Origin of the sequence: Pseudalkalibacillus decolorationis, assembly GCF_024609785.1 — a bacterium.
GTDB classification, from domain to species: Bacteria; Bacillota; Bacilli; order Bacillales; family Fictibacillaceae; genus Pseudalkalibacillus; species Pseudalkalibacillus decolorationis.
This window is the reverse complement of record NZ_JANHJQ010000017.1, coordinates 1-13,759: the sequence shown is the minus strand read 5'-3', so window position 1 is coordinate 13,759 and position 13,759 is coordinate 1. Positions and strand designations below refer to the sequence as shown.

Genomic DNA, 13,759 nt, shown 5'->3' with positions numbered 1-13,759 from the left:
GGGTCTTTATATTTCGAAAGGTGAGCTTGACACTCCAACTTTTAAATAAAAAGCAAAAGCACCTGCTTAGGGTGCTTTTGTCATGATAAAAACGGATTTTTCGATGAACTTGCACGAGCTTTAAACGTTTCTTCATTTTCGATCAGTCCGCATGCTCCACATTGAACTCGGTAATGAGAGCCTTTATACGGGATATGGAATGCATCCAGATTGTCATTCGTGTATTCCTGAACAACCTCACCAGACTCAGGATCCATTTTAATTGCCTTCGGAATCTGTTCGATCATGTTGAATCGAGTTCTGTTTGTTGTGCAGTTCGGACATAAGTATGGTCCACTCATGTTGAACACCTCCTGCCTATAGCTTTACCAAAATTGGATGAATTATGAATTGAAAACAGTACATATTAAAAAGAAACCGAAGTAGGAGGAATTGAAATGGGTAAACAAAAGAAGGGTAATGCAAACGCACAACGAAATAACAATGCAAAAGAAATGCAAAAACGTTCAGAACAAGCAGAGAACAACAGCTATGCAGAAGTTGAACAGAAGAAGATGGAAAGTGAGTAGGAGAAGCTTGTTCTAGTAAAAAAGAAACATTGTAGTACCTTAGATACACAACTTAAAAGCAAGACAAAAATATCCAATCTCTGAAAACGCTGATCCGATAAGGATTGGTGTTTTTTATTGTTCGTTCTAAAGAACCAAAAATTTTAAAAAACTAAGAAAAAAGAAGAAAATAGAAGGTAACATATCCTTAAGTTCTTTAAATGGAACAATATGATTGTTTTTCATGCTTTTTTTGTTCGTTATAACGGTTTATACTCCAATTATAAGATGTTCGTTAAAAAGAACAAACAATAGAACATAACGGACCTACTCAGTAAAATCTAATAGATAAGTAGGTGAAATGATTGACAGAATTCCCAAGTCGGAAAAAGAGAACTAGAAAAGGCTCATCAAGAAAGAGGAAGTACAATGTCTTCCTAAACTTTACACTCGCACTCCTTATTTTCTTTCTTTTCGGTTTTACCGTTCAAAGTACCTATTCTTATTTCAGTGATTCTAGCAATTTACAAGGTAGGATCACAGCCGCTGCTGACTTTTGTGCTGACAAAGATTATAAGAAGTCACACAAGGATGTGTGTAAAGACAATGCAGGAATAGGAAATGACCCTGAAGACGGTGATGAAGATACTGGAGAACAGACAGATCCAGATAATCCCGGCCATAACAAAGATGATTGTGATGACCACACGAACGCACCTTGTTCAGACAAAGATAAAGGAAAGAGTAGCCCGCAGGACGCTGAATCCAAGTCTAGTGATAAACAGCAAGATAACATAGAGAAGAATGAAAAAACAGAGGAGCCAGAACAGCCACCAGCTGAAAATGATTCGTCTACTGAAAGTGAACCACCTACAGAAGTTGAGGAAGATCAATCGACCGAAGAATCTGAAGAAGAGAGTCCAAGTGAAGAAGCGAAAACTTCCGAAGTTAAACCCGCACCTGGAGCAAACGAAACCGGTGAAAAACCAAAAAAGTCACAACCAAACAAAAATAATCAATCTGATGATTCCACATCAAAAACTACGGAGTGATGTACATGAAAAAGGTATTAAAATGGGTTAGCAATATCACATCCTGGGTTTTAATTGCAGTGTTTGTAGTCATGATCTTTATGGTCGTCAGCTCTAAAGCATCAGGTGGAGAACCAAATTTTTATGGCTACCAATTGAAATCCGTCTTGTCTGGATCGATGGAACCCACCTTTGATACTGGTTCGATTATTGCAGTCGATCCTACTATCGATAAACAAAAACTTAAAAAAGGCGACATCATCACTTTTAAGGAAAATGCTGAAACGCTTATCACTCATAGGATTATCGAAGTGAAAAACAGCGGGAACCACGTTCAATACATTACGAAAGGTGACAACAATGACGGTGCCGATTTAGAGCCAGTGTTAGCAGAAAATGTTGTTGCCAAATATGAAGGATTCACGATCCCGTTCGTAGGCTACTTCATGAACTTTGCGAATTCGAAAATTGGCACAGCGATTCTACTAGTAATACCAGGGATTCTACTAATCATCTATTCGGTATTTACAATTTGGAAATCGATTAAAGAGATTGATATTCCAAAAAAAGAAGAAACATCTTCAAGTAATTAAATGGGTTGAATTTCCGCATGTGCGGATTCAAATAAAAACTTTACATACCCACTAGGGTAAAGGAGGAAAAAGGTTATGAGTATTAAGAAGAAGTTAGGTATGGGTGTAGCATCTGCAGCACTAGGTTTAGCATTAGTAGGGGGAGGAACGTATGCGTACTTTAGTGATACTGCAACATCAACGAATACATTTGCAGCAGGTACATTGGATCTATCCGTTGATCCACAAGAAATCATAAATGTGGATAATATCAAACCTGGTGATACAATGCTTCGATCTTTTGAACTTGTTAATGGAGGTTCACTAGACATTAAAAATGTTGTGGTAAACACGGATTACTCGGTAACGGATGCTGCGGGTGATAATGTTGGTGACTTTGGCGAACACATACGAGTAAACTTTATGTTCAATGTTGATAAGCTAGATGTTCCAGTTTGGTCTACAACACTTGCTGATCTTAAAGCGATGTCATCAGAAGCTGTAAAAGCTCAATTCGAACACATGTTCGGTGACGAGTGGGGTAGTGAAGGCTTAGTAGCGGGATCAAGTGACTTGCTTTACGTCCAATTCGAATTCGTAGATAACGGTGCAGATCAAAACGAATTCCAAGGAGATTCTTTACAACTGGTATGGGATTTCGTTGGTAGCCAAACAGCTGGTGAAGAAAAATAATCAATTTTCCAACAAGGGGAGGTGGGATAATCTCACCTCCTCATTTCTTTTATGATCTTAAACTATGAAGCTCCTTTGCCAAAAATTAAATAGAGGAGTAATGTTCATGAGAATTAAAAAAGTGTTCATGACAATCATATGCTTGTATAGCGTCTTTATGTTGGCATTCGTTGTGTATAAACCGATCATGTCAACAGGTGCTGATAAAAGCTCGCCAGTGTTAGATATTAGTACGTCACCTTCAAGCTATCTTTTCGATTTGAAAAACCTTAAGCCAGGTGATTGGGCAGAGCGCAAATTAACTGTTAAGAACGATGGGAATGTGGATTTTAGTTATACGACGTTAGCTTCTTTTAAAGATGGATCTAAAAAGCTTTATGAGCAATTATTAATAAATGTTGAGGATAAGAATGGTACCGTATTATTCAAAGGAAAACTAAGTGAATTTGACCAACTAATAGAAAAGAAATTAGCCCATCATGATCGGGACGAGTTAGTCGTAACTGTTTCGTTTCCACCTGAATCAGGAAACGAATTTCAAGGGTTAGAAACTGCATTTGACCTTGTTTTTACTGCTAGAGGTAATGGAAATACAGAAGAACCTCCTACTGATACTGAAGATGATGAAAATAGTAATCCGCCTGGGGACAATCAGACAGATGATGATCAAGACGAAAGTTCTGATTCAACAGAAGGTGGTAGTCTCCCACAAACAGGTGAATCGAATCCAATCTGGTACTACTTATCAGGAATGATGATAGCAGGGGTTGGTGTAGGGGTACTTAGCAAGAGATTTAATGGTGATCGCCCTAGATTTAAGGTTAAAAGGTAGTTGCATATGAAAGTGATTTTCTCACTTTTTTTGATCATCGTTGGTATTGTAGTTGCAGCCTTTCCTGTCATTAAAGCTCAGTATAGTTTGAACCATCAGGAGGAACTACTCGGGGATTGGGAGGAAATTTCACAAGATGCGAAGCTTAGTTATACATCATTAAATGACGTATTTCACACTAAAAAGAAGCCAGTACAGGAAGAAACAGAGGCTCTCTCCTCAGGTGAACTAATTGGAAAAATTGAAATACCCCAGATCGATTTAAGGATGCCGATCGTTGAGGGAGCCACCCTTGAAAATATGAAAAATGCTGCAGGCCACCTAGAAGGAACAGGACAAATTGGCGAACAAGGAAATGCAGCAGTAGCAGCTCACCGTAGCTACACATACGGAAAAGATTTTAACCGGCTTGATGAAATTGTCGTTGGGGATGAAATTAACATTACAACTAGAGAGGGTACATATAGATACGTTGTTTTTAATACCACAATCGTTCTTCCAGAGGACACATCTATTCTTAAATCAAAGCAAGACAAAAGTGTATTAACACTAATTACGTGTGAGCCGATGAAAGATCCTACCCATCGGTTGATTGTCCAAGCGAGTTTGGAAAATTATATCAAGTAGGTGAATAATTTGATTCGACGTATTACTGGGGATTATATTTCGTTTATAAATAACCGGAAAATTTGTTTAACGCATTTACATGAAAATGTTGGCCAGCTTCGTATTGATTATCAAGTCGTAGGCAATTGTCCATATGCATATACGAAAGCTGCTATTGAGAAATTAGAAAAGGCAATTCGAGCTCCCAAAATGTATGTACCTGATGATGATATCTTGTTCAGAGAGTTAAAGGTGGGTACATTGATTGATTTCTCAACATGAAAGGGGACTTGACGTTGTACCTTGGGGATATAGTTCGACAATTGAGAATGGAATATAAGTTGTCTGTAATCGAATTAGCAAAGCGTGTCCAGGTTTCTGAAGCATATATCCTTAATTTGGAGAATGGAAAAATACCGAATCCTTCTTTTTTTAAAATGGTAAAAATTGCACAAGAACTGGATATGGATGTTTTTGAGATGGGGGACTTGTACATTGATCCAGAGTGGATTCGATTGATGGATGAAGCGAGGAGATTAGGACTATCGAGAGAGGATGTGCGAAACTTCCTTCAACATCAACACATGACATATGGAATCAAATAAAAGCACTGTCCAGTTCATACCGCGACTAGTGCTTTATTTGTTGTCCTGCTGTTTCTTCCATTTATTATACTCAAGAAAGCTCTTGAATTCATCCTTCGATACGCCGGATTGCATCGCCTCTTGCACAAGATCAAGCCAATCGTTGTCTAAATCATCTGTTTCACGATCAACTGGGTCATGCAACAACGTATCGACAGGGACATTTAATACGTTTGAAATCTTTTCCAAAAATTGGATGGATGGATTTGATTGGACATTTCGTTCGATTGTACTTAAATATGACTTTGCAACACCTGCACGATCAGCAAGCTCTGACAGAGAAATCCCTTTTTTGTTTCTGTAATGTTTAAGACGTTCTCCAATCATTTTTGAACTCCTTCAGGTCATATGACAGTTCTTTAGTGTTGCTATTATACCATAAAAAGTCTGGAAACACCTTATGTATTAGACAATTACGCCTTTGGTGCTATAGTTTTCAAAGAGAAGTGATTCTGGAAATATTCCCTTATTTCATTTTTCGTCAATCCTGCTTGTTTTGCGACCTTCATAAGTTCAATCCATTCGCTATCTAAATGATTCTCTTTGACCCCTTTTTCCATACCCGATTATCCCTCCATCATAGAATAACTTGCCCCAGGGTAGTCCAACTATCATAGTCCTTAGATTTTAAATCCGTGACTTTGCGTCCAAGTCTTTCGACGAGTTTGCCTTTAACAAGAGGTGACTAATTTTTATCATAGTATTAATCATAGTTCTTTTTTCCTTAGAAGTTTGTAGTAATTTGAAAAAAATACCATCTTTTTTTGTCGAATTATCCATTGTTTGCAACAATATACCCGAATAAAAGGAAAATAATAGTGTGGTGCTGCTGTCTTTACAAAAATACTACTTTCCAGTTATAATTAAGTTCCTGCATTGTTAGTGGCACGTTTATGTCTTAAACCGATACCATGACAAAGGGAACCTTAAATTTCAACCCTGACGTCAAGCCGCCTTGAGTGGAAGACGAACGGATTGATGCGGGTACCCACCTGCAAAAAAGTAGGTTTATGAGTCATGAAGTGCCACGGCAAGTGCGGGTTACATAACTATTTAATACAGAGGCTGATTCGTTTCATCGACGAGTCAGTCTCTCTTATTTATTTGGGAATGTGTTAAAATAATACTAGATTGATTATCTGTGATGGGGGTAAATCAAATGGGGAACCGATTATTATTGATCGATGGCTTTAACTTATTGAGCCGTTGTTATTTTGCTACAAGCTATGGAAAAGAGGACCATGAGCTACCTAGAAACAGTACAGGTTTATATACAAATGCTTTGCGAGTAAATGTTCAGAAGTTGTTGAATCTCTTGGAAAAGTACGAGCCTTCACACATCCTGATTGCCTGGGATGTGAAACGTGAAGAAACAATCCGTAAACAAAGATTTCCGGATTATAAGAATACACGGAATGATCTTCCCGAGCCATTGATTCAACAGTATAATACGTTGACGGAACTGTTTGATGTGGTCGGAGTTACGCAGTTGACTTTGAGTCCGTATGAGGCGGATGATATTATAGGGACACTCTCCCGTCGATGGTCGGATGAAATGGATGGCGATTGTTTTATTTATAGTAATGACCGTGATTTACTCCAACTTATAACAGGGAGCGTATCTCAGATCATCGCGAAAAAGAGGGAAGAAAATGCGTACACATTAAAGCATTTTAACGAGGAGTACGGTATTCAGCCTTCACAATGGATTGATGTGAAAGCATTGCTTGGTGATAAGAGTGACAACATACCTGGAGTATATGGTGTAGGGGAAAAAGCTGCTCTTCCACTGATCCAGCAATATGGCAATGTTGAAGCGATTTATGAGGAGGAAGAGCTTGACCCGCTATTTAAACGGTATCGGAAAAAGATAGCAGAAGGTAGAGATTTGGCGTTTTTGAGTAAAGAGCTTGTCACGATTTATACAGATATTCCAGTCCTGATGGAATCGCCTTGGGATGGTTATTCACTGAAGCTTGATCGTGAACGGCTACAGGAAGAGATTGAACGACTAGAATTGCGCATTCGAATGTCATAATAGGTAACCCGAAAAACCTGACATGGTACCTATAGGAACTTCTAGTCATTATTTAAACATTTAGCTGTATGGCTTTTCTAGCCAACGCATCGGCATTCTTATTTTGTGAGCTCGGTATCCATTTTATGAAAAAGAGGTCAAGCTGATCCTTCAGTATAAGAATTTGTTGAAGAAGTGGTTGATAAAGGTTCTTTTTAACGTATTCTTTTTCAACGGCTTGCTCAACGAGTTGGGAATCGGTCCGAAATGAAACCACTTTGTATCCTTTTTCTACACAAATCGTTAAGGCGTGAATCAATGCGTAATACTCGGCCTCGTGATTGCTCATCACACCGAGTGGAATGGAATAGAACTCCGCACCAGTGGGAAGCCCTTTTATAAATACGCCAGCACCAGACGGACCTGGATTGCCTGAGCTAGCACCATCAGTATAGATCTGAATCAATGTTATTCACCTACTTAAATTCAAAATGCTAACGTTATAATAGCATACATAACGGGAATAGGACTACGATACCCATTAAGGTAGGAATTCCTAACCGACTTGTAATGGATATCGGTAACGAATCTATATTAGAAATAGGGAGGTTCTCATAATGAAACTGTCTGATAAAAGAGTCATTGCCTTCGTTGAAAACGATTTTGAAGATCTTGAGATGTGGTATCCTGTGCTACGACTACGTGAAGAGGGTGCGACTGTTCATGTAGTTGGCGACCAAGAGAATAAGGAATATGTAGGGAAATACGGTGTTCCGATTGTTTCCGATTATAGCTATAATGATGTGAACTTCTATGAATATGATGCAGTACTTGTTCCTGGTGGATGGGCCCCGGATAAACTTCGAAGAGACAAAAAGGTGATTGAAATCATCCAATATATGAACGATCAAAAGCAGATAATCGGCCAAATATGCCATGCTGGATGGGTTTTGATTTCTGCTGGGATCCTAAGTGGAAAAAGAGTTACCAGTACACCTGGAATTAAAGATGACATGACAAATGCAGGGGCAGACTGGACAGACGATGCAGTAGTTGTTGATGGGCATATTGTTTCAAGTAGACGGCCACCCGATCTACCTGATTATTTACGTGAATTAATAAACGTCTTAGAAAACAAATCGAAATAAGAAAAGCGGAAGCGCCCTGGTTAGGTGTGACAAGCGCTGGAGATTCTGCAACATAACACGCTTATTGTGTTTGTGGAAGAATTGAAGCGACGATCTGCGCACCTGGGCGCTGAAGCTAGACATCATAGAAAAGCGGAAGCGCTCTGGTTAGATGTGCTAAGCGTTATTCGCAACAAAAAACTTTTTTGTATTTTCGGGCCAGATTCCCTCTTATCGTTAGAGGATTTCTGGCTCCTTAACTGTGGCAAACTTTAGAGTAGAAAATAAATGATTTTGCAATAAAATAGTTATTATATGAGATACTATAGTTAATATTTTACCAGGAGTGAATCGTATGGAACGAAGGGTTGTGACAGAGGAAATTGAATGGACGTTAAATACGTATTGTCGAGATTGTTTTGTTCGTGATGCGTTCCGAAAAGATTATGGAAAGAAGTATGCACAACGGTTTTGTAATCGGGATTGTTCGATCGGGCAACGCCTTCAAACACTTGGAGTAGCACTACTTACAAAGCAAACAGAGAACAACTGATTTTCCTGAGCCAGATGGTAAAATAACTTTTGTGTAGAGTATATAAGTATGATTTGGCACAGCATTTCTCAGGAGATGCTGTTTTAGTATTTAACTGGGGGAAAAGAATGCACACGATAACGGAAATTTTAAAACAGATTGAGGACTATGTGAAGGAAAAACTACAAGATGATACTTCAGGGCATGACTGGTTCCACATTGAACGTGTTCGGAAACTTGCGATTACTATCTCTGAAAAGGAACAAGCTAATCGGTTCATTTGTGAAGCTGCTGCGCTTCTTCATGATGTGATCGATGATAAAATTGTTGATGATGAAGAACAAGCGGTTATAGGAGTGGAAGAGTTATTAAATGAATTAGGTGTGGCTAAGTCGGATTGTATCCACATTATTGAGATCATAACCACAATGTCGTTTAAAGGCGGTTCACAACATGGAATGAGTACTATTGAAGGAAAAGTTGTTCAAGATGCCGATCGGATTGATGCACTTGGAGCGATAGGCATTGCAAGAACATTCATGTATGCAGGTGCAAAAGGTCATCCCATGCATGACCCGAAAATCCCTCCTAGATTGAAAACAATGTCTAAAGAGGAATACCGAAATGGAAAGAGTACGGCAATGAATCATTTTTATGAAAAGCTATTAAAGCTTAAATCACGGATCAATACCGAGACAGCGTTACAAATTGCTGAAGAGCGGCATACTGTTATCGAACAGTTTGTTGAAGATTTTTTAGAAGAGTGGCAAGGGGATGGATCAAATGAAAAACTGACTCACTGAGTCAGTTTTTTAGCACGATAAGAAAGTATAAAAATACTTTCTATAGTATAAGCGCAGCTAAGGCTCAGCTGGCGCCAAAGGCTTGGCTGAGCCAAGTTTTCTTTACACGTTAAGAAAGTATAAAAGTTTGCGGCATGGATGTAATGTCCAGCTTCAGCGCCCAACCACTTGGATCACTTCAGGCCTCCTGCGGCGGCAAAAGCCTCCTCGTCGGTCTTCCAGTGACCTTCGTGGCTAAGCAGGGCGCTTGCGCTTTTCTTATCCCATATTCGTTCTTACTCAGTTGGGCGGGGTCCTGCATCAAGGTCTGAATTACCTTCTGTCATCACGGGTTGTACCGTAACATCGTCATACACCCTGACTTGACAGGATAATCTCAGTCCTTCTTGGATCCCTTTACGTGAGAAAGCTTCCGTTTCGATATCGGTCAATGCCCCAAGGTCACCAGCTGTGACTTCGACTCGGCAAGTTGTACATTTAGCTTTTCCGCCACAACGATGGAGAATATTAATTCCATTATCTTCGAGAGCAAGTACAAGTTTTTTTCCTTCTTCAACTTCAAATGTCCCGTGATCAGGCACTGTTACTTTTGGCATTATAATTCCTCCTTGAAATTATTTTTTCGTGATAACTAATCTACATTATACTATACCCTAGCTGATAGGAACGATAATCAACAAGATTAGATTATTTAGCTAAACAATTGTTATAATAGGGTAGTATATATGTAAAAAGAATGAAAAAGAGGATGTTTACATGATGAATTTGAATGCAATGAAACCGGGTACGACACTTCATTTAACAGTGGCACGTACGACGGAAATCGGATACATATTGATGAACTCGAATCGTGATGAGGTTTTTCTTCATCAACTAGAGGCATCTGAAGGACTTGAAGAAAATCAAAAGGTAAACGTATTTCTATACCAGGACCATCAAGGTAGGCTTGCAGCTACGATGACGATGCCATTTATCGATTTAAATAGTGTTGCATGGCTTGAGGTTGTGGGTGTGAAGCATAATTTAGGTGTTTTCCTGAACATTGGGATTAAGAAGGATCTACTGCTATCTAAGGACGATCTTGAAACGGATCGGAACTTATGGCCACAAGAGGGCGATAAGCTATATTGCGGCATGAAAATTGATAAAAGAGGCCGACTCTTTGCAGATTTAGCAACAAGCGAAGAGATTGAAACGTTGTCTGAGCCTGCTCCAGATACGATTCGAAATCAATACTTGGAAGGTTATGTGTACCGTCACGGTGAGCTCGGTGTGCTCATTTTTACAGATGAACAATATATTGCTTTTCTCCATGAAGATGAAACAGATAGGATTGTAAGACTCGGCGAAAGAGTAAAAGTTCGCGTTACATTTATACGCGAGGATGGACGAATAAATGTTTCCCTGAAAGCACCTAAAGAAATTGCCTATGGGGAGGATGCTGAGACAATCCTAGCTTATTTATCTGAAAATGATGGGTTTATGCCTTATCATGATAAATCCTCCCCCGATGAAATAAAGGAGCAGTTTCATCTTTCAAAGGCTGCTTTTAAAAGAGCGATTGGAAAGTTGTTAAAAGAGAAAAAAGTGGAGCAGTCTCCTGAAGGAACACGGTTAATTGAAAAGAAGTAAGTTGAGAATAGGTTGTATGTGAAAGTGCTTTCATTTTTTTCAGAGAATTGTTATCGTAATAAAGGGGCGTTAAGGTATGCGAACGAAACCAATCTGGCAAAAATGGTGGTTTTGGACGATTATTGTTGCTTTTCTTTTGATTCAACTGCTTGTTACGAGTTTAAACGAGGAGCGCGATCCTGAACCCGAAATATCACCAACTGAAAACAATATAAAAACGCATTAACAAAGAGATAATGGGGGAAAAGGAATGGTTGAAAAGGCAGTAAAATCTGATATTGAAATTGCCCAAGAGGCGGATTTATTACCAATCCAAGAAATTGCTATGAAATTGGATTTGAAAGAAGAAGAATTAGAACCCTACGGACGTTACAAAGCAAAGATTTCACTTGATGTAATGGACCGTCTTAAGGATACAAAAGAAGGTAAAGTTGTTCTTGTGACTTCTATTAACCCAACCCCTGCAGGAGAAGGTAAATCAACGGTAACGGTGGGATTAGGACAAGCTCTTAATCGGGTTGGGAAGAAGGCAATCATCGCGTTGCGAGAACCATCCCTTGGACCAAGCATGGGTATGAAAGGTGGAGCTGCCGGTGGTGGTTATTCACAAGTAATGCCGATGGAGGAAATTAACCTTCATTTTACAGGAGACCTTCACGCGATTACTACTGCTAACAACGCACTCGCTGCTTTAATCGATAATCACATTCATCAAGGAAATGAACTGAATATCGATACAAGAAGGATTGTTTGGAAGCGTGTAGTTGATATGAATGACCGTGCACTCCGAAATGTTGTTGTTGGACTAGGTGGACCAGTTCAAGGTGTTCCACGTGAAGACGGATTTGATATTACCGTGGCATCTGAAATTATGGCCATTTTCTGTCTTGCACGTAATATACGCGATTTGAAAGAACGTCTTTCTAAAATGGTTATCGCTTATAACAAAGATAAAAAACCAGTAACTGTTAAAGACCTTGGAGTGGAAGGAGCGCTAACCTTACTATTAAAAGACGCACTCCATCCAAATCTTGTCCAAACGTTAGAAAATACGCCTGCGTTAATCCATGGTGGTCCTTTTGCGAATATTGCACATGGCTGTAACAGTGTCATTGCTACTAAAATGGCTTCGAAGCTTGGCGACTACGTCGTCACTGAATCTGGATTTGGTGCTGACCTCGGAGCAGAGAAGTTTCTTGATATTAAAGCTCGCTATGGAGAAATCGATCCGGGTCTTGTTGTTGTAGTGGCAACAGTTCGTGCGTTAAAAATGCATGGTGGAGTGCCAAAAGATCAACTAGGGGAAGAAAATCTGGAAGCATTAGACAAAGGTATGGTTAACCTTCAAAAGCATATTGAAACAATACAATCATTTGGATTACCTTTTGTTGTAGCACTCAACCATTTTGTGAAGGATACGGATCGTGAAGTTGAATTCGTTAAAGAATGGTGTCAAAAACAAGGAATAGAAGTTGCCGTTGCTAAAGTATGGGCTGATGGCGGCAAAGGTGGAGAAGAACTTGCACAGAAAGTAGTAAATATGGTCGAGTCTTCAGAAAATAATTATCAACCACTGTATCAACTTGATTCTTCAATTGAAGAAAAAATGAATACGATTGTGAAAAAAGTGTACGGTGGCGATGGTATTGAATTATCTACGAAAGCGAAAAAGCAAATGAAAGAATTTGAAACGAATGGATGGGGTAACTTACCTGTTTGTATGGCCAAAACACAATATTCTCTTTCTGATGATCCAACACTACTTGGACGCCCGGAAGGGTTTAAAATTTCGATTCGTGAACTTCGCGCTTCAGTAGGTGCAGGATTTATCGTAGCCATAACAGGGAACGTAATGACAATGCCAGGTTTACCGAAGAAACCTGCTGCAATGAACATGGACGTTACTGACGATGGAAAAGCAGTTGGGTTGTTCTAAGAAACGATAACTGAATGAATGGATAGAGGTTGATTCATATGAGTCAGCCTCTTCTTTCCATTATGCGTATGCAAAATACAAGATTAATAGATCGGAGGAGAAAACATGAACGAGTTTACATCCGTGGAACAAGCGTTAGATAAGGCTTTATTTGATTGGGAGCAAATGCAAAGTACCTTTGGAGACGATGGTGCAGAGTGGGCTGAACGGTTTGAACGTCACTTTTATTTGATGATTGATGAGCTAAAGAAATGGTATTTACAATTATCAACGAAACCAGACAAGTTGGAGCAATTGGAGTCCATGCCGGAAATTGAGGGGGTATCGAACAAACTTCCCGCCCCGCTCCAGTTGAATTTTATGACAGAGCTTGAAGACATTTTCGATGGTTTCGAAAAGAAGTCATTCGATTAATCCCTCAAAATTGATTCTTTCTCAGAAGTAAAGAAAGGGTAAATATTGCTACATAGATGCGATGTCTAGCTGCAGCGCCCAGGTGCGCAGATCGTCGCTTCAATTCTTCGACAAACACAAAAAGCGTGTTATGTTTCAGAATCTCCAGCGCTTGCACTCGCAAGCATAAGTTATCATGAACGAAACTAGCCCCTGTTCGTAACAACGTAGGTTAATTTGGTAATACTGTGTTTAAGGCAACAACATACCAAATCAGAGCTATAATTACGAAAGGAGCTAGTTAGTATGAAGGATACCACAAAGTACGTAGGTTTAGACGTCTCAAAGAAAAATATTGCGGTGGCTGTAGCGGATGAGGGGCGCGGCGAAGCA

The 13,759-nt window shown here is 39.4% G+C and carries 21 protein-coding genes, 1 other RNA gene and 1 riboswitch; of the genes, 17 read left to right on the top strand and 5 right to left on the bottom strand.

Features of this window, described 5'->3' with window-relative positions; translation table 11 throughout:
- Positions 1-80 precede the first annotated feature (80 nt).
- Positions 81-341, bottom strand: a complete 261-nt coding sequence (locus tag NON16_RS16160; protein ID WP_257350454.1) for a DNA alkylation repair protein — start codon at positions 339-341, stop codon at positions 81-83.
- Between the two features lie 96 nt (positions 342-437).
- Between NON16_RS16160 and NON16_RS16155 the strand changes: the two genes are divergently transcribed.
- From NON16_RS16155 to NON16_RS16120, 8 genes are all read left to right on the top strand, one after another.
- Positions 438-569, top strand: a complete 132-nt coding sequence (locus NON16_RS16155; protein WP_257350453.1) for a hypothetical protein — start codon at positions 438-440, stop codon at positions 567-569.
- Positions 570-913: 344 nt separating this feature from the next.
- On the top strand, positions 914-1,600 hold the full coding sequence (locus tag NON16_RS16150) for a hypothetical protein (RefSeq protein ID WP_257350452.1): 687 nt from the start codon (positions 914-916) through the stop codon (positions 1,598-1,600).
- A gap of 5 nt (positions 1,601-1,605) precedes the next feature.
- A complete protein-coding gene (gene sipW, locus NON16_RS16145) occupies positions 1,606-2,172 on the top strand; it encodes a signal peptidase I SipW (protein WP_257350451.1) in 567 nt (188 codons plus the stop codon).
- Positions 2,173-2,247: 75 nt separating this feature from the next.
- A complete protein-coding gene (locus tag NON16_RS16140; RefSeq protein WP_257350450.1) occupies positions 2,248-2,844 on the top strand; it encodes a CalY family protein in 597 nt (198 codons plus the stop codon).
- Positions 2,845-2,950: 106 nt separating this feature from the next.
- Positions 2,951-3,676, top strand: coding sequence for a TasA family protein (locus NON16_RS16135; protein ID WP_257350449.1), 726 nt, complete (start codon positions 2,951-2,953; stop codon positions 3,674-3,676).
- A 6-nt stretch (positions 3,677-3,682) separates the two neighbouring features.
- A complete protein-coding gene (locus tag NON16_RS16130) occupies positions 3,683-4,303 on the top strand; it encodes a class D sortase (protein WP_257350448.1) in 621 nt (206 codons plus the stop codon).
- Positions 4,304-4,312: 9 nt separating this feature from the next.
- Positions 4,313-4,564, top strand: coding sequence for a hypothetical protein (locus tag NON16_RS16125; RefSeq protein ID WP_257350447.1), 252 nt, complete (start codon positions 4,313-4,315; stop codon positions 4,562-4,564).
- 14 nt (positions 4,565-4,578) lie between these two features.
- On the top strand, positions 4,579-4,887 hold the full coding sequence (locus NON16_RS16120; protein WP_257350446.1) for a helix-turn-helix domain-containing protein: 309 nt from the start codon (positions 4,579-4,581) through the stop codon (positions 4,885-4,887).
- A 33-nt stretch (positions 4,888-4,920) separates the two neighbouring features.
- Here NON16_RS16120 and NON16_RS16115 read toward each other — a convergent pair whose 3' ends face one another.
- Positions 4,921-5,253, bottom strand: a complete 333-nt coding sequence (locus NON16_RS16115) for a helix-turn-helix domain-containing protein (protein WP_257350445.1) — start codon at positions 5,251-5,253, stop codon at positions 4,921-4,923.
- Positions 5,254-5,339: 86 nt separating this feature from the next.
- Positions 5,340-5,486, bottom strand: a complete 147-nt coding sequence (locus NON16_RS16110) for an anti-repressor SinI family protein (protein WP_257350444.1) — start codon at positions 5,484-5,486, stop codon at positions 5,340-5,342.
- A 35-nt stretch (positions 5,487-5,521) separates the two neighbouring features.
- A riboswitch (cyclic di-GMP riboswitch) is annotated at positions 5,522-5,606 on the bottom strand.
- A gap of 185 nt (positions 5,607-5,791) precedes the next feature.
- Here NON16_RS16110 and ssrS point away from each other — a divergent pair.
- Positions 5,792-5,973: non-coding RNA, 6S RNA (ssrS, locus tag NON16_RS16105), on the top strand.
- Between the two features lie 112 nt (positions 5,974-6,085).
- Positions 6,086-6,964: a 5'-3' exonuclease gene (locus tag NON16_RS16100; RefSeq protein ID WP_257350442.1), complete on the top strand. Its 879-nt coding sequence runs from the start codon at positions 6,086-6,088 to the stop codon at positions 6,962-6,964.
- A gap of 52 nt (positions 6,965-7,016) precedes the next feature.
- Here the strand turns inward: NON16_RS16100 and NON16_RS16095 are convergent, their stop codons facing one another.
- Positions 7,017-7,409: a reverse transcriptase-like protein gene (locus NON16_RS16095; RefSeq protein ID WP_257350441.1), complete on the bottom strand. Its 393-nt coding sequence runs from the start codon at positions 7,407-7,409 to the stop codon at positions 7,017-7,019.
- Between the two features lie 151 nt (positions 7,410-7,560).
- On the opposite strand from NON16_RS16095, the gene NON16_RS16090 reads away from it, so the two are divergent.
- The 3 genes from NON16_RS16090 (at position 7,561) to NON16_RS16080 (ending at position 9,405) form a co-directional block, all read left to right on the top strand.
- On the top strand, positions 7,561-8,091 hold the full coding sequence (locus NON16_RS16090) for a type 1 glutamine amidotransferase domain-containing protein (RefSeq protein ID WP_257350440.1): 531 nt from the start codon (positions 7,561-7,563) through the stop codon (positions 8,089-8,091).
- 334 nt (positions 8,092-8,425) lie between these two features.
- Positions 8,426-8,623 carry a zinc-finger domain-containing protein gene (locus tag NON16_RS16085; RefSeq protein ID WP_257350439.1) on the top strand — a complete coding sequence of 66 codons (198 nt, stop codon included), beginning with the start codon at positions 8,426-8,428 and terminating at the stop codon, positions 8,621-8,623.
- A gap of 107 nt (positions 8,624-8,730) precedes the next feature.
- Positions 8,731-9,405, top strand: a complete 675-nt coding sequence (locus tag NON16_RS16080; protein WP_257350438.1) for an HD domain-containing protein — start codon at positions 8,731-8,733, stop codon at positions 9,403-9,405.
- A 275-nt stretch (positions 9,406-9,680) separates the two neighbouring features.
- Here NON16_RS16080 and NON16_RS16075 read toward each other — a convergent pair whose 3' ends face one another.
- Positions 9,681-10,001 carry a 2Fe-2S iron-sulfur cluster-binding protein gene (locus NON16_RS16075; RefSeq protein WP_257350437.1) on the bottom strand — a complete coding sequence of 107 codons (321 nt, stop codon included), beginning with the start codon at positions 9,999-10,001 and terminating at the stop codon, positions 9,681-9,683.
- 160 nt (positions 10,002-10,161) lie between these two features.
- Between NON16_RS16075 and NON16_RS16070 the strand changes: the two genes are divergently transcribed.
- The 4 genes from NON16_RS16070 to NON16_RS16055 all read left to right on the top strand — a co-directional run bounded on the left by NON16_RS16070 (position 10,162) and on the right by NON16_RS16055 (position 13,387).
- Positions 10,162-11,037, top strand: coding sequence for a CvfB family protein (locus NON16_RS16070; RefSeq protein ID WP_257350436.1), 876 nt, complete (start codon positions 10,162-10,164; stop codon positions 11,035-11,037).
- A gap of 76 nt (positions 11,038-11,113) precedes the next feature.
- Complete coding sequence (locus NON16_RS16065; protein ID WP_257350435.1) at positions 11,114-11,263, top strand: hypothetical protein; 150 nt, start codon at positions 11,114-11,116, stop codon at positions 11,261-11,263.
- A 24-nt stretch (positions 11,264-11,287) separates the two neighbouring features.
- A complete protein-coding gene (locus NON16_RS16060) occupies positions 11,288-12,973 on the top strand; it encodes a formate--tetrahydrofolate ligase (RefSeq protein ID WP_257350434.1) in 1,686 nt (561 codons plus the stop codon).
- 105 nt (positions 12,974-13,078) lie between these two features.
- A complete protein-coding gene (locus tag NON16_RS16055; RefSeq protein ID WP_257350433.1) occupies positions 13,079-13,387 on the top strand; it encodes a hypothetical protein in 309 nt (102 codons plus the stop codon).
- Positions 13,388-13,759: the final 372 nt, after the last annotated feature.